Genomic DNA, 13,591 nt, shown 5'->3' with positions numbered 1-13,591 from the left:
ACAATGCCGGGATGAATCCGAAAGCTCACGAACCCGATAGTTTACCTGTTCCCGAGCCGATCGCGCTCGCGCAGTCCGAGGCGCTCGCGGCCACGTTGCGCGCCGAGATCGCCGCGGCGGGCGGGTGGCTCCCGTTCGACCGCTACATGGAGCGCGCACTCTATGCGCCGGGACTCGGCTACTACGGCGGCGGCGCACGCAAATTCGGCCTCTTTGCCGACGACGGCAGCGACTTCGTGACCGCGCCCGAGCTTTCGCCGCTCTTTGCCGCGACGCTCGCGCGCGCCGTGGGCGAAGCGCTCGCCGCCAGCGGCACGCACCGTCTGATGGAATTCGGTGCGGGCACGGGCCGCCTCGCGGCGGGTCTGATGCTCGCACTCGACGCAGCAGGCGTGGCGTTCGACTCCTACGCCATCGTCGATCTGTCGGGCGAGTTGCGCGAGCGCCAGCGCAAGACCATCGTGCAGCTCGCGCCGGCACTGCTGAGTCGCGTGACGTGGCTCGATGCGCTGCCCGCGCAGTTCGAAGGCGTGGTGATCGGCAACGAGGTGCTCGACGCCATGCCGGTGCGCCTCTTCTCGCGCAAGGACGCCGTCTGGCACGAGCGCGGCGTGAGCGCAAACGCAGAAGGCGCCTTCGTCTTTTCCGATCAGCCGGCGAACTCCGGGCGCGATGCCAACTGGCCCGAGAGCGCGCTCGCAGGCGTGGAAGGCAGCGAAGACTACGTGACCGAAACGCACGAAGCCGCACTCGCCTTCACGCGCACGGTTTGCGCGATGCTCCAGCGCGGCGCGGCGTTCTTCATCGACTATGGCTTTCCGCGCCACGAGTACTACCATGCGCAGCGCGCGCAAGGCACGCTGATGTGCCACTACCGGCACCGCGCGCATGGCGACCCGTTCCTCTATCCCGGTTTGCAGGACATCACCGCGCACGTGGAATTCACGGGCATTGCCGAAGCGGGCGTCGAAGCGGGCGCGGACCTGCTCGGCTATACGACACAGGCGCGCTTTCTGATGAACGCGGGCATTACCGACGTGCTGAGCGAGATCGATCCGCACGACGCGCAGCGCTTTCTGCCGGCCGCGAACGCGGTGCAGAAACTCGTATCGGAAAGCGAGATGGGCGAGCTGTTCAAGGTGATCGCGTTTTCGCGCGGCATCGACGAGACCATCGCGGCGTTTGCGCGCGGCGACCGCAGCCACACACTCTGAGGCTCACGCCGCGCGACCATGATCCGCTGGTTTCTCACCACTTTCATCGCCGTGGCGATTCTCTCGAGCGCCCAGCCCTGGCTCAGAAAGCTCGGCATCGGGCGGCTGCCGGGCGACATCACGCTGCGCATTTTCGGCCGCGAATATCCGCTGCCGTTCATGTCGACGCTCGTGCTTTCGATGGCGCTTTCGTTTCTCGTGCGCGTGCTCTGAACGAGCGCGCTCGACCGGTCAAGCCGTAGCGAGCGCGGCTTCCACCGCCGCCACGCGCGCCTCGTGCACCGCTTCCTTGATCTTCTCGGCGCCGCCGCGTTCGATCGAGCGCGCAATCGCCCCCGCATCGACGCCGCGCGCAGCCACGAGCGCGATCCGCAGGCGCTCCGCCCGCGGATAAGGCGCGTTCTCCCAGTTCAGCCGCCCGCGCAAATCGGCCTCGCAGGCCTGCAACGCCTCGGCGAAACGCGCGGGTTTGCGCAGCGCGTCGCAACGTTCGAGCATGCGCACGAGCGCCGCCGCGCCCATCTCCATCACGCGATGCACGTTGCCGTGCTCGCGCGCGACCAGCACCGCCAGCTCGCGGCAGTCGTTGGGCACGCGCAGACGGTCGCACAGCGGTTTGAGCAGATCGACGCTGCGCCCTTCGTGGCCGATGTGACGCGGCAGCACGTCCTCGGGCGTCGTGCCCTTGCCGAGATCGTGCGTGAGCGCCGCGAAGCGCACCGGCAGCGTGTAGCCCTGCGCGGCCGCATGGTCGATCACCATCATCACGTGCACGCCCGTGTCGATTTCCGGGTGATAGTCGGCGCGCTGCGGTACGCCCCACAGCGCGTCGACCTCGGGCAGCACGCGCGCGAGTGCGCCGCAATCGCGCAGCACCTCGAACATGCGCGACGGCTTCGCTTCCATGAGACCGCGGGCGATTTCCTGCCACACGCGCTCGGGCACGAGTGAATCGACTTCGCCTGATGCGACCATCTCGCGCATGAGTTCGAGCGTTTCGGGCGCGACGGTGAAATCGGCGAATCGCGCGGCGAAGCGCGCGATGCGAAGAATGCGCACGGGGTCTTCGAGAAACGCGTCGCTCACGTGGCGGAACACGCGCGCCTCGAGATCGCGCGCGCCGCCGAACGGATCGACGACCTCCCCCGTGAGCACGCCGCCCGGCTGCACTTCGCGCGCCATCGCGTTGATGGTGAGATCGCGCCGCGCGAGATCTTCCTCGAGTGTCACGTCAGGCGCGTAGAAAAACTGGAAGCCGTGATAGCCGGCCGCCGTCTTGCGCTCGGTGCGCGCAAGCGCGTACTCCGCGTGCGTTTCGGGATGCAGAAAGACCGGGAAGTCCTTGCCCACCGGACGATAGCCCTGCGCGGCCATCTGCTCGGGCGTCGCGCCCACCACGACATAGTCGCGGTCGCGCACGGGCAGCCCGAGCATCTCGTCGCGGATCGCGCCGCCTACGACATAGATCTTCATTCGTCGTCGCGCTCGTCGTCCTGGACGATGTGCGTTTCGCGGCGCGCCGCCTCGACCCACTCGGTCACCGCGGGCAGTGCGCTCACGCGCTGCGCGTACGCCGCCGCTTCGGGCGAGAGCTTCGGCTGGTAGCTGTTGAAGCGCATGACGACCGGCGCGTACATCGCGTCGGCAATGCTGAACTCGCCGAACAGGAACGGCCCGCCGCTCGCGGCGAGACACTCGCGCCAGAGCGCGTCGATGCGCGCGACGTCGGCGAGCGCACCCGGCGTCGCGCCGGCGCCCGGCTTCACCTTGCGGATGTTCATCGGCATGTGGTTGCGCACTTCGCCGAAGCCCGAATGCATCTCCGCGCTCACACTGCGCGCGCGGGCGCGCGCGTTCGCGTCGCGCGGCCACAGCGCGTGCTGCGGGAAGCGCTCGGCGAGCGTCTCGGCAATCGCGAGCGAATCCCACACGGCAAAGCCGTCGTCGCCAACGAGGCACGGCACCTTGCCCGAGGCCGAGAACGCGAGGATCGACGACCTGGTGGCCGGCTCGTCGAGCTCGATCAACACCTCCTCGAACGCAATGCCGAAGTGCTTGAGCAGCACCCACGGACGCATCGACCACGACGAATAGTTCTTGTCTCCGATTACGAGCTTCATTGTTCCAATGACCGTTGTGAGTTGAATAAGCGCCGCCTGAGAGTCCGCGTTGGGCTATCGGCCGGCACTGGCGCGAAAGATGTTCAGCCGCGAACGCAGCGAGGCGTCGGCGAGATAGAGCGGCGCGATCGTCTCGATGCTCGCGGGCTCGATATCGAGCTCGGGGGCGAGCGGACCGGTCAGCACGCTGTCCACCTTCATCGAATCGAGATTATCGCGCGTGAGCACCGGCACGCCCGGCGCCATTTCGAACGAGAGCGCCTGCAGGCGGCCGAACGCGTCGGGCAGCCGCACGATGCGCGCGTGCCGACCCACCACTTCGCCGCAATACTGCAGCAACTGTTCGAGCGTGTAGACCGTCGGGCCGCCGAGTTCGTAAGTGTGCCCGCTCGCGGCGTCGAGATCGAGCACGTTGACGATCGCCTTCGACACATCGCCCACGAACACCGGCTGGAACTTCGCGTCGGGCATAGCGAGCGGAATCATCGGGAAGAGCCGCTGCAGGAGCGCGAAACGGTTGAGGAAGGTGTCCTCGGGACCGAACACGACGGAAGGCCGGAAGATGGTCGTGGCGAGCGCCGGGGCCGCGTGCACGGCTTTCTCGCCGTCGCCCTTGGAGCGCAGGTACATGCTCGGCCCGCGCGGGTCGGCGCCGAGGGCGCTCACATGGATCAGGCGATGCACGCCCTTGCCCTCGCAGGCGGCGACGACCTTCGTGGGCAAGTCGACGTGCAGCTTCGCGAAGCCCGGGCCGTAGGGATCGCCGCGCCCGCCGTTGAGCGTGCCGACAAGATTGATGACCGCGTCCGCATTTTCGACGAACGCCGCGAGCGCGACCGGATCGGACACATCGGCCTCGATCACGTCGACGGGCAGCAGGGTGAGATGGCGGGCGTTGTAGCGACGTCGGGTGGCGACGCGCACGTCCTTGCCCGCCTCGACGAGCGCGTTGACGAGATGGCTGCCGATGAATCCCGAACCGCCGATGACCGCAATGGCTTGATGTCGCATCTTCGACCTCCTCGGGCAGGCGGCGCCGCCGCGTACGAGGTCCGGTTCGTCCCGCGGCGCGCCAGTCAGAAGACGGAGCACGCAGCGTGCCGTCTGCCGTGCGCGTTTCCGTATGAAGGGAAGCGGCGCGGTCCAACGGCCCGGCGCTTACGGCGAGATATAGCCGAGACGCGCCTTCAGCGATTGCGGACGGCCCTCGAACAGCGCCGCATAGTAGACCGTGTTCGACAACACGTTTTTCACGTAATCGCGGGTTTCCTGGAACGGAATGGTTTCCGCGAAGATGGCGCCCTCGACGCCGCCCTGCAAAGTCTGGCGCCATGCGCGCGGGCGGCCCGGCCCGGCGTTGTAGCCCGCGGTGGCGAGCACGGCGGAGCCGTCGAACTGATTGTAGATCATCGACAAATAATTCGTTCCGAGCAGGATATTGGTGTCGAGATCGTTGAGCTGGTCGCGCGACAGGGGCCCGAGGCCGATCTTCTTCGCCACCATCTGCGCCGTGGCCGGCATGATCTGCATGAGGCCGCTCGCGCCCACGCCCGATTTCGCATTGAGAATGAAACGCGATTCCTGGCGAATCAGGCCGTAGGCCCATTCGACGTCGAGGCCGCTCGTTTGCGCGTCGCGCTCCACGACGTCGCGGAACGGCGCGAGATAGCGCAGCGAGAAGTCGTGCTCCGTTTGCGTGCGGTCGGCCGTGTTGACGGTGCGGTCGAGCAACTGGATGCGTTTCGCGTATTCGGCGACGGCGAGCAGTTGCCGATCGCTCATGCCGCGCAGCGGCCAGTTCCATTCGCGATTGCCTTCGAGCCGCAGGTTCAGCGCGTAGAAGCGCTGCGCGAGCGCGAAGCCCGGCGTTTGCGCAGCCTGGGCGATTTCGGCGTCGCTCACCGTGGTCTTCGGCGGGATGGTGATCTTCTGGCCGAGTTCTTCGGTGGCGAGCTGGCCGTAGAAGTGATAGCCCTGCGAAATCGACGCGAATTCCTGGTTCGCTGCGCCCGTTTCGCCGGCCTGTTTGAGCGCGCGTGCGTGCCAGTACACCCACGACGGCTGCGCGCGCAGCGCGGCCGGCATCTGTTCGATCGACCAGCGCACCATGGTCCAGTCGCCGCCCAGCAGCGCGGCGCGCGTACGCCATTCGTAAGCCGGGTTCGAGAGAGGCGCATTGGCCGAGAGGCGGTACCAGCCGAGCGAAGCGGGCAGGCGCTTCAACGCCCCTTGATAGCCGATCGTGCCCCAGCCTGTCGCGCGCTCCGGCGAACTGAGCTGCGGTGCGACAGTGGCGAAGGTGGCCGCTGCCATGGCCGGATCGTTGGCCGCCATCACGGTGACGGCGAGCAGCGCGAGCTGGTGCGATTGCGGGTCGGCGGTGACGCCTTGCGCGAGCGTGAGCGGCGGCGTGCTCACGGCCTGGCTGAACGCGCTCGGGTCGGGGCGCTGCGAAAGGCCGTCGAGCAGCTTCGCGCCGGTCGAGGTCTGGTTCTGCTCGTAGGCGAGGCGGATCTGCTGCCACACGTCGTCGCTCGAGAACTGGCCTTTGATGGCAAGCGCGGTGATGAGATCGACGCAGCCGTCGCCGTAATAGCGCGGCTCGGTGAGCAGCGCACGCGCGTCGTTCGCGACGTTCTCGCCGCGCGCCGCACGCGACTCCAGCGCGTAGCACTTCACCTGCGTGTCGTCGTTGAGCACGAAGCGCGAATATTGCTGGTCGAAATTCGTCCAGTCGTGGCGCGCGCCGAGCACGGTCAGATAGTCGTTGCGCATGCGGTCGGCGATCGCCTGACCGTCGTAGCGCTGCAGGAACGACAGCACCGGCGCGTCGGGCGCGTCGATGCGCGCATGGCCCTGCGAATCGAACAGCTGCGGCTTGAGCTGGAAGTATTCGAGGTATGACGGCGCCGGGTAGTCGGGAATCATCGCAGCGAGTTGCGCGGCGCGCGCGGGATCGTTGTTGCGCGCGGCTTCGCGAAGCTGGATGAAAGTCTGATCGTCGTTGGAAAGGACTGCGCCTATGGGCAGTGCGACGGGGCGCACGGCGTCCGCCGTGCTGCATGCTACGAGTGCCGCGGCAGTCAGTGCGAGACCGACCACGCGATATACTCGGACAAGGCGTTTGGACATCGTTATTTCTGGAGCGCGAGGTGAACCCAAGCATAGCACGCAACCCTCACACGGAATCCAAAAAGGACTGGCGTGCAAGGCTGCTTCCTCGGCGAATTGAGGCGGCTTCCGACGTGGCAATCGGTGCGGCACTCGCGGCTCGTCTCGATGTGCTCGTCGCGCAATTTTCGCCGCGTTCGATCGGGTTCTACTGGCCCTTGCGCGGCGAGTTCGATGCGCGCGCCTGGATTACCGCCTGGCTCGCCGCCGATGCGTCACGCCGCGCCGCCCTCCCCGCCATTCCCGAGCGCCATACGCCACTCGTCTTTCACGCCTGGACGCCCGATGCTCCGATGTGCGAAGGCCATCACGGGATCCTTGAGCCGCAATCGCAGGAAGTGATCGTGCCTGATCTTCTTTTCGTGCCCTGCGTGGGTTTCGATCGCGACGGCTATCGCCTCGGTTACGGCGGCGGCTACTACGACCGCACGCTGGCCGCCTGGCCGGGCGTTGCGTTGCCCGTCACGGTTGGCATTGCGTATGAAGCATGCCGCATCGACGACGGCGTGCTTGCGCGCGAGGCGCACGACCTGCCGCTCGACGCCGTGGTGACGGAAGCCGCCACGCACCTTTGCCAACGTTCACGTGAACGTTGAACGCTGAACGCGCCTTGATCGCTCAGAGCGAAGCCGCCGCGCGCGCGGCCGTGTCATAGAGCCCCGACGCATTGCGTATGAGTTGCGCGGCATCGCCGATCTGCTGATTCGTGAGGCCGCTTTCCTTGAGCGTCGCGATGAGGCAGCTCTCGCGCACGTCGCGATAGCGCAGGCACAGCGCCTGGCCTTCCGGCGTGACCGAAAAGAAGACTTCCTTGCCGGTCTTTTCGCTTTTTACATACCCTCTTGAGACGAGCTTCTTCAACGCATACGTGGCCACGTGCGTGTCCTCGATGTTGAGCACGAAGCAGATATCCGCGAGCTTCTTGCGCCGCTCGCGATGGCCGACGTGATGGAGCAGCGACACCTCGATCGGCGTCATGTCCTTCACGCCCGCCGCCGACATGCAGCGCACCATCCAGCGGTTGAACGCATTGCTCGCCATGATGAGCGCGTACTCGAATTCGGAAAGCTCGGCGCTCGACTCGGAGACGAGATGTTCGGACGAAACGATCTTGGTCGGCTGGCGCGACATGGCAGATAACCCGGTAGTCGGTGTTCGAAAAGGCAAAGCGGCGTGGCGTGAGTGTAATTGCAGCGCGACTGCCGTGCGCCTGGCGAAAACGCTTATTGATAATTTGTAGATAATTTATCGACAATGTACGCTAGGAAGGAATGGCACCGGCACCGCCTGTGCATCTTTCGTGCGCTTATTTCCGACCGGTCGAACCGTCCCCTGATCGATCCAACATGCCGAATTCTGACCCTCGCATTTTTCCTCTCGGTGACGAAGCGCTCGTCTGCGAAGCGCCGCCGCCCGCCACGCTCGAGGTCCAGCGCCGCGTCTGGGCCGTCGCCGCGCTCGCGCGCGGCTGGGCGCCGGTGCGCGAAGTGGTGCCCGGCATGAACAACCTGACGATCACCTTCGATCCGCTCTCGGCCGACGCCGCGGCGCTCGCGCTCGCGCTGCGCGACGCATGGCGCGAGGCCGAAGACGCGAGCGCGGCAGGCCGTGAAGTCGAGATACCCGTGGTCTACGGCGGCGAAGACGGCCCCGATCTCGAAGCGGTCGCGCAGCATTGCGCGCTCGCCGCCGCCGACGTCGCCGCGCGCCATGCCGCGGGTGTCTACACGGTGTTCTTCCTCGGCTTTCAGCCCGGTTTCGCCTATCTCGGCGGTCTCGAACCCGCGCTGCACACGCCGCGCCGCCGCGAGCCGCGCCTGGCCGTCCCCGCCGGATCGGTGGGCATCGGCGGCGAGCAGACGGGCATTTATCCGGCCGCCTCGCCAGGCGGCTGGCAACTGATCGGCCGCACCGCCGCGAAGTTGTTCGACCCTTCGCGCAATCCGCCTTCGCTGCTCATGCCTGGCGACCGCGTGCGTTTCACCATCGCGGAGCTCCACGCATGATCGAAGTATTGCGCGCGGGCCTGCTCACCACGGTCCAGGATCTCGGCCGCCCCGGCTACCGGCATCTGGGCGTCGCCACCGGCGGCGCGCTCGATACGCTCGCGCTCGAAGTGGGCAACCGTCTCGTCGGCAACCGGCCCGACGCCGCCGGCGTGGAAATCACCTTCGGCCCCGTCGCGCTGCGCTTCGCGCGCGCCACCCGCATCGCCATTACCGGCACCGACTTCGGCGCGACGCTCGGCGGCCGCCCGGTCTGGTCGTGGTGGAGCCTGCCCGTGGCCGCCGGCGAGGAACTCGTGCTGAACGGCGCGAAGCGCGGCATGCGCGCCTATGTGTGCGTGGCCGGCGGCGTCGACGTGCTGCCCATGCTCGGCTCGCGCAGCACCGACCTCGCGGCGGGCTTCGGCGGCCTCGCAGGTCGCGCGCTCAAGGACGGCGACCGTCTCGCCACGGGCGCCTCGTTCGCGCCGGGCCGCGAGCGCGCTGCGCTCGACCCGGGCGCGCCGGCCTTCGGCGTGAAGGCGCCCGTGTGGTGCAACTTCGCGCTCGCGGACGAGCCGCATCACCGGCGCGGACGCCATCCGGACGGCATGGCGTGGGCCGTGCCCGTGCGCGTGCTGCGCGGCCCCGAGTACGACAGCTTCACACCCGAGGCGCAGCGCGCGCTCTGGTCCGACGAATGGCAGATCACGCCCAACAGCAATCGCATGGGCTTTCGGCTCACGGGCACGCCGCTCGTGCGCGCGAACGGCGTGGATCTGCTGTCGCACGCGGTGCTGCCCGGCACGATCCAGGTGCCGCCGAGCGGCCAGCCCATCGTTCTGATGGCCGACGCGCAGACCACGGGCGGCTACCCGAAGATCGGCTCCGTGATTCGCGCCGACTGGTGGAAGCTCGCCCAGGTGCGGCTCACCGGTGGCGTGCGTTTCGTGGAAGCGACGCCGGCCGCCGCGCGCGCGGCGCTGGAAGAGGAACGGGCGTATTTGCGGCAGATCGACACCGCGATCGCCATGCACGACGAACGCCTTGCGAACCGCCGCGCGAACGCGGCCGCGAGCGCGTGATTTTCAAGCACCATCGGTAAGACAGGCAGTAAGAGGAACCCATCATGACCACCATCGATCTGAACGCCGATCTCGGCGAAGGCTGCGGCTCCGACGAGGCGCTGCTCGACCTCGTGAGCTCCGCCAACATCGCGTGCGGCTGGCACGCGGGCGGCGCCAACGCCATGCGCGAATGCGTGCGCTGGGCCGTGGAGAAAGGCGTGTCGATCGGCGCGCATCCGAGCTTCAACGACCCCGAGAACTTCGGCCGCAAGGAGATGAACCTGCCGCCCGAGGAAATCTACGCGGGCGTGCTGTATCAGCTCGGCGCCCTCTCCGCCATCGCCCAGGCCGAAGGCGGCCGCATCGCCCACGTGAAGCCGCACGGCGCCCTCTACAACCAGGCCGCGCGTGACCCGCAGATCGCCGAGGCCATCGTCTCGGCCGTGCACGACTTCGATCCGTCCGTGACGGTGTTCGCGCTCGCGGGCAGCGGCCTCGTGACGGCGGCGCGCGAGGCGGGGCTCGTCGCGATCGAGGAAGTGTTCGCCGACCGCGGCTATCGCGCGGACGGCTCGCTCGTGCCGCGCAGCGAGCCGGGCGCGTTGCTCGACGACGAAGACACTGTGCTCGCGCGCACGCTCGCGATGATCCGCGAGCAGCGCGTGCAGGCCGTGAACGGCGCCTGGGTGCCGCTGAACGCGCAGACCATTTGCCTGCACGGCGACGGCCCGCACGCGCTCGCGTTCGCACGGCGCATCCGCACGGCGCTGGACGACGCAGGCATCGGCGTGCGCGCGGCGGGGGCCGGCGAAGTTTGACCCACGCGCGTTCGAACGCAGCAAAGCGCGCGGCATGCGCCGCGCGCCGCTAGAGACGTATCACCGAAGGTTTTCACAAGGCAAACCCCCGGCAGCGCAAGCTTGCCAGGCGTAGTTGTACCGAGCAGGTTCGTAGTTGTGCGAACGGCCGTCAGAGCCGTGAAGTCAACGCCGCTATCCGCGGCAATCAACGACAAGCCAATACGTTTGGAGATCTACATGCAGAGCACCGTCAACTTATGGCCGCTGATCGGCGTGGCCGTCATCATCGCCGGCTTCTTGCTACGCTTCAATCCGATGCTGATCGTCGCCGCGGCGGCCGTCGTCACCGGTTTCGCCGGGGGTTTTCCGGTCGCGAAGATTCTCGCCGCCATCGGCACCGGCTTCATCAAGACCCGCAACATTCCCCTCATCATCCTGTTGCCGCTCGCCGTGATCGGGCTGCTCGAGCGCCACGGCCTGCGTGAGCGCGCACAGATCTGGATCGGCAGCATCAAGGCGGCCACCGCCGGGCGTCTGCTCATTGTCTATCTGCTCGTGCGCGAGCTGACCGCCGCGGTCGGCTTGACGGGCCTCGGCGGCCATCCGCAGATGGTGCGCCCGCTCATCGCGCCGATGGCCGAAGGCGCCACCGAAAACCGCTTCGGCAAGCTCTCCGACGCCGTGCGCTACAAGCTGCGCGCCTACTCGGCCGCGACCGACAACGTGGGCCTCTTCTTTGGCGAGGACATCTTCGTCGCGTTCGGCGCGATCGTGCTGATGGTCACGCTGCTCAAGGAAGCGGGCGTTTCGGTCGAGCCGATCCACGTGGCGTTCTGGGGCATTCCGACGGCGATCTGCGCGTTCCTGATTCACGGCTTCCGGCTCTGGCTGCTCGACCGCAAGCTCGAACGCGAACTGGGCGCCATGCGCAACGCGAGCGACGCCAAGGCTGCAAACCGCGCACAAGGAGACGAAGCATGACACTCACCCTCAACTGGCTCTTCTGGCTGCTCGGCGTCGTGCTGCTGATCGTCGGCGGCATGATCGTGATGGACCGCGAGCATCCGCGCCGCTTCACGGCAGGCGGCTTCTGGCTGCTCTACGCGCTCATCTTTCTCGTCGGCGACCTGCTGCCCGCCGAAGTCGTCGGCGTGCTCGTGCTCGCCATGGCGCTGATCGCGGGTCTCGGCGGCGTGACGGCCGCGAAGCCCAAGGTGCTCGCGCTCGAAACGCGTATCGCCAGCGCGAAGCGACTGGGCAACAAGCTCTTCGTGCCCGCACTCACCATTCCCGTCATTACCGTCGTGCTCACGCTCGCGGCCAGCCATCTCGTCTTCGGCGGCAAGCCGCTCTTCGACCCGAAGAACGTCACGCTGATTGGCTTCGGCATCGGCTGCGTGATCGCGCTCGCGATTGCCTGCATCATCACGCGCGACAGCGTCGGCCAGTCGATGAAGGAAACGCGCCGCCTCGTCGACGCGCTTTCGTGGGCCGCCGTCCTGCCGCAGATGCTCGGCATGCTCGGCCTCGTGTTCTCGGACGCGGGCGTCGGCAAGGCCGTCGCGCACGTGACGACGTCGTACATCAACATGGACGTGCGCTTCGTGGCCGTGGTGGTCTATTGCGTGGGCATGGCGCTCTTCACGATCATCATGGGCAACGGCTTCGCCGCGTTTCCGGTGATGACGGGCGGCGTGGGCGTGCCGGTGCTGGTGGGCGTGTTCCACGTCAATCCGGCGATGATGGCCGCCATCGGCATGTTCTCGGGCTACTGCGGCACGCTCATGACGCCGATGGCCGCGAACTTCAACATGGTGCCCGCCGCGCTGCTGGAACTGCCCGACAAGAACGCGGTGATACGCGTGCAGGTGCCCACGGCGCTCGGCATCCTCGCGGCGAATATCGTGCTGCTGAACGTGTTCGGGTTTTGACCCGCGTACGCATGCGCTCGCAAGAAGAGCCGGCGAAAGCCGGCTTTTCCGCATTCAGGCCGCGCGCGAGCACAAGATGCGAGCGCAAAGGCCCGGCCTGGCTCAACCCGGGTCGACGTTGAACCCACGCTGGCGCAACAGCTGGAGCACGCCTTTAGGTCCGCCCAGATGCAACGCGCCGACGGCGACGAAGAGCGGCTTGTTGGGCGCCACGTACTGCTGCATGCGCGAAACGAAGCGCCGGTTGCGCTCGTAGACGATGCGGTTGTCGACCGACGCTGCCACCCGCGCGTCGTGCGAGAGCTTTTCGGTGCGCGCCGATTCCCATGCGGCGATCGCATCGGCGTCGCCCACGCGCCAGAGGTGCAGCAGCGTCTGCACGTCGGACACGTTTTGCGCCGGCGTCTGCGCGAGGTCCTGGGCGAGCATCTCGCGCTGCTGCGCGAGGCTCAGGTTCGTAAAGGCGCGCATTTGCTCGCCGAGCGTCTCCAGGCCGACGATGCGGCGACCCTTCCAGCGCAGGAACACGTTCTGCAACTGCGCCTCGGTGCCGAACTCGGTCTGCAGGCCGGCGCTCAGTGAATCGTAGGTTTCCACCAGCAGCGAGGCGAGCCACGGCCGCATCTTGCGGATCTCGGCGAGCGCCTCGGGATTGCCGCGCATGCGCGCCTCGAGTTTCTGCCAGAGCGGATCGGGCAACAGGCCCGGCAGGCAGGGCCGTTTGCACACCCCGTATTTCGAGACGTCGTCCTGGGAAACCAGCAGATCGTCGGGGGAAAGCTCGAGCGCGAGAATGGGCGACGCGGCGAGCGCCGCGAGAATCTGCGGGCGAAACGGCTGGGCGGGCGGGTAGTCGGCGGGGTCGCCCACATGGAGCGTGCCGAGCAGATAGATCGTGAGGTTGCCGCGCGTGGCGACATAGAACGGCATGCGCGCAGGCTGGGTGCGCACCGGGCCGCCAGCCGTCGTGCCCGATGCGTAGCTCGGCACGGCGGGCGCGGCGTGAAAGCCGGGAATGCCGCCGTTCGCGCCGCGTGAGGTGCCGGGCGGCATGGGCACGGCCGGATGCACACCGGGCGTGTTGGCGACGGCGCCGCCAGCGAACACCGGGCCCGAGGCGCCCGCGAGAACGCCGATCGCCAGGACCAGCGTGAGCGCCGCGCGCGCCGCAGCGCTCGACGCCTGCTTCAACGCCGCACGCAACGCCACCGCGAATGCCACACCAAAAGCCACACCGAATGTCACCCGAACAGCCGTACCCAGCCCGGCCGCCACGATAACGGCGGCAGCCGGAACGATTGAA

The 13,591-nt window shown here is 67.5% G+C and carries 14 protein-coding genes; 8 read left to right on the top strand and 6 right to left on the bottom strand.

The window, feature by feature from the left end:
* Nucleotides 1-11: 11 nt before the first annotated feature.
* Both AB4Y43_RS05540 and AB4Y43_RS05535 read left to right on the top strand, forming a co-directional pair.
* Complete coding sequence (locus AB4Y43_RS05540; RefSeq protein WP_368682608.1) at nt 12-1,214, top strand: class I SAM-dependent methyltransferase; 1,203 nt, start codon at nt 12-14, stop codon at nt 1,212-1,214.
* Nucleotides 1,215-1,232: 18 nt separating this feature from the next.
* Entirely contained in the window at nt 1,233-1,427 is a 195-nt protein-coding gene (locus tag AB4Y43_RS05535; protein WP_158758829.1) for a DUF2905 domain-containing protein, read from the top strand.
* An 18-nt stretch (nt 1,428-1,445) separates the two neighbouring features.
* Here AB4Y43_RS05535 and AB4Y43_RS05530 read toward each other — a convergent pair whose 3' ends face one another.
* The 4 genes from AB4Y43_RS05530 to AB4Y43_RS05515 all read right to left on the bottom strand — a co-directional run bounded on the left by AB4Y43_RS05530 (nt 1,446) and on the right by AB4Y43_RS05515 (nt 6,466).
* A complete protein-coding gene (locus AB4Y43_RS05530; protein ID WP_368727181.1) occupies nt 1,446-2,687 on the bottom strand; it encodes a multifunctional CCA addition/repair protein in 1,242 nt (413 codons plus the stop codon).
* Nucleotides 2,684-3,334: a glutathione S-transferase family protein gene (locus tag AB4Y43_RS05525; RefSeq protein ID WP_069264262.1), complete on the bottom strand. Its 651-nt coding sequence runs from the start codon at nt 3,332-3,334 to the stop codon at nt 2,684-2,686. Before AB4Y43_RS05525 ends, AB4Y43_RS05530 begins: the two co-directional genes overlap by 4 nt.
* Nucleotides 3,335-3,388: 54 nt before the next feature.
* Nucleotides 3,389-4,345, bottom strand: a complete 957-nt coding sequence (locus AB4Y43_RS05520) for a complex I NDUFA9 subunit family protein (protein ID WP_069264264.1) — start codon at nt 4,343-4,345, stop codon at nt 3,389-3,391.
* 147 nt (nt 4,346-4,492) lie between these two features.
* Complete coding sequence (locus tag AB4Y43_RS05515) at nt 4,493-6,466, bottom strand: lytic transglycosylase domain-containing protein (RefSeq protein WP_069264266.1); 1,974 nt, start codon at nt 6,464-6,466, stop codon at nt 4,493-4,495.
* Nucleotides 6,467-6,474: 8 nt separating this feature from the next.
* Here AB4Y43_RS05515 and AB4Y43_RS05510 point away from each other — a divergent pair, with 8 nt between their 5' ends.
* On the top strand, nt 6,475-7,101 hold the full coding sequence (locus AB4Y43_RS05510; RefSeq protein ID WP_083245248.1) for a 5-formyltetrahydrofolate cyclo-ligase: 627 nt from the start codon (nt 6,475-6,477) through the stop codon (nt 7,099-7,101).
* Nucleotides 7,102-7,123: 22 nt separating this feature from the next.
* Here the strand turns inward: AB4Y43_RS05510 and AB4Y43_RS05505 are convergent, their stop codons facing one another.
* Complete coding sequence (locus AB4Y43_RS05505; protein WP_368727180.1) at nt 7,124-7,636, bottom strand: winged helix DNA-binding protein; 513 nt, start codon at nt 7,634-7,636, stop codon at nt 7,124-7,126.
* A 215-nt stretch (nt 7,637-7,851) separates the two neighbouring features.
* Between AB4Y43_RS05505 and pxpB the strand changes: the two genes are divergently transcribed.
* The 5 genes from pxpB to AB4Y43_RS05480 all read left to right on the top strand — a co-directional run bounded on the left by pxpB (nt 7,852) and on the right by AB4Y43_RS05480 (nt 12,288).
* Nucleotides 7,852-8,511: a 5-oxoprolinase subunit PxpB gene (pxpB, locus tag AB4Y43_RS05500; protein WP_069264268.1), complete on the top strand. Its 660-nt coding sequence runs from the start codon at nt 7,852-7,854 to the stop codon at nt 8,509-8,511.
* A complete protein-coding gene (locus tag AB4Y43_RS05495; protein WP_069264270.1) occupies nt 8,508-9,575 on the top strand; it encodes a biotin-dependent carboxyltransferase family protein in 1,068 nt (355 codons plus the stop codon). Before pxpB ends, AB4Y43_RS05495 begins: the two co-directional genes overlap by 4 nt.
* A gap of 44 nt (nt 9,576-9,619) precedes the next feature.
* On the top strand, nt 9,620-10,375 hold the full coding sequence (pxpA, locus tag AB4Y43_RS05490; protein ID WP_069264272.1) for a 5-oxoprolinase subunit PxpA: 756 nt from the start codon (nt 9,620-9,622) through the stop codon (nt 10,373-10,375).
* Between the two features lie 219 nt (nt 10,376-10,594).
* Nucleotides 10,595-11,338, top strand: a complete 744-nt coding sequence (locus tag AB4Y43_RS05485) for a DUF969 domain-containing protein (RefSeq protein ID WP_069264274.1) — start codon at nt 10,595-10,597, stop codon at nt 11,336-11,338.
* Nucleotides 11,335-12,288 carry a DUF979 domain-containing protein gene (locus AB4Y43_RS05480; protein WP_368682611.1) on the top strand — a complete coding sequence of 318 codons (954 nt, stop codon included), beginning with the start codon at nt 11,335-11,337 and terminating at the stop codon, nt 12,286-12,288. Before AB4Y43_RS05485 ends, AB4Y43_RS05480 begins: the two co-directional genes overlap by 4 nt.
* Nucleotides 12,289-12,390: 102 nt before the next feature.
* Here AB4Y43_RS05480 and AB4Y43_RS05475 read toward each other — a convergent pair whose 3' ends face one another.
* On the bottom strand, nt 12,391-13,509 hold the full coding sequence (locus tag AB4Y43_RS05475; protein ID WP_368606144.1) for a TraB/GumN family protein: 1,119 nt from the start codon (nt 13,507-13,509) through the stop codon (nt 12,391-12,393).
* Nucleotides 13,510-13,591: the final 82 nt, after the last annotated feature.

The organism is Paraburkholderia sp. BR10872, from assembly GCF_040965835.1.
Classification (GTDB): Bacteria; Pseudomonadota; Gammaproteobacteria; order Burkholderiales; family Burkholderiaceae; genus Paraburkholderia; species Paraburkholderia nodosa_A.
This window is presented reverse-complemented; position numbering and strand designations above follow the sequence as displayed.

Excerpts from the sequence above, each read along its gene's own strand:
- AB4Y43_RS05540 (WP_368682608.1), top strand. The coding sequence starts at position 12 with ATGAATCCGAAAGCTCACGAACCCGATAGTTTACCTGTTCCCGAGCCG.
- AB4Y43_RS05535 (WP_158758829.1), top strand. The coding sequence starts at position 1,233 with ATGATCCGCTGGTTTCTCACCACTTTCATCGCCGTGGCGATTCTCTCG.
- AB4Y43_RS05530 (WP_368727181.1), bottom strand. The coding sequence starts at position 2,687 with ATGAAGATCTATGTCGTAGGCGGCGCGATCCGCGACGAGATGCTCGGG.
- AB4Y43_RS05525 (WP_069264262.1), bottom strand. The coding sequence starts at position 3,334 with ATGAAGCTCGTAATCGGAGACAAGAACTATTCGTCGTGGTCGATGCGT.
- AB4Y43_RS05520 (WP_069264264.1), bottom strand. The coding sequence starts at position 4,345 with ATGCGACATCAAGCCATTGCGGTCATCGGCGGTTCGGGATTCATCGGC.
- AB4Y43_RS05515 (WP_069264266.1), bottom strand. The coding sequence starts at position 6,466 with ATGTCCAAACGCCTTGTCCGAGTATATCGCGTGGTCGGTCTCGCACTG.
- AB4Y43_RS05505 (WP_368727180.1), bottom strand. The coding sequence starts at position 7,636 with ATGTCGCGCCAGCCGACCAAGATCGTTTCGTCCGAACATCTCGTCTCC.
- pxpB (WP_069264268.1), top strand. The coding sequence starts at position 7,852 with ATGCCGAATTCTGACCCTCGCATTTTTCCTCTCGGTGACGAAGCGCTC.
- AB4Y43_RS05495 (WP_069264270.1), top strand. The coding sequence starts at position 8,508 with ATGATCGAAGTATTGCGCGCGGGCCTGCTCACCACGGTCCAGGATCTC.
- pxpA (WP_069264272.1), top strand. The coding sequence starts at position 9,620 with ATGACCACCATCGATCTGAACGCCGATCTCGGCGAAGGCTGCGGCTCC.
- AB4Y43_RS05485 (WP_069264274.1), top strand. The coding sequence starts at position 10,595 with ATGCAGAGCACCGTCAACTTATGGCCGCTGATCGGCGTGGCCGTCATC.
- AB4Y43_RS05480 (WP_368682611.1), top strand. The coding sequence starts at position 11,335 with ATGACACTCACCCTCAACTGGCTCTTCTGGCTGCTCGGCGTCGTGCTG.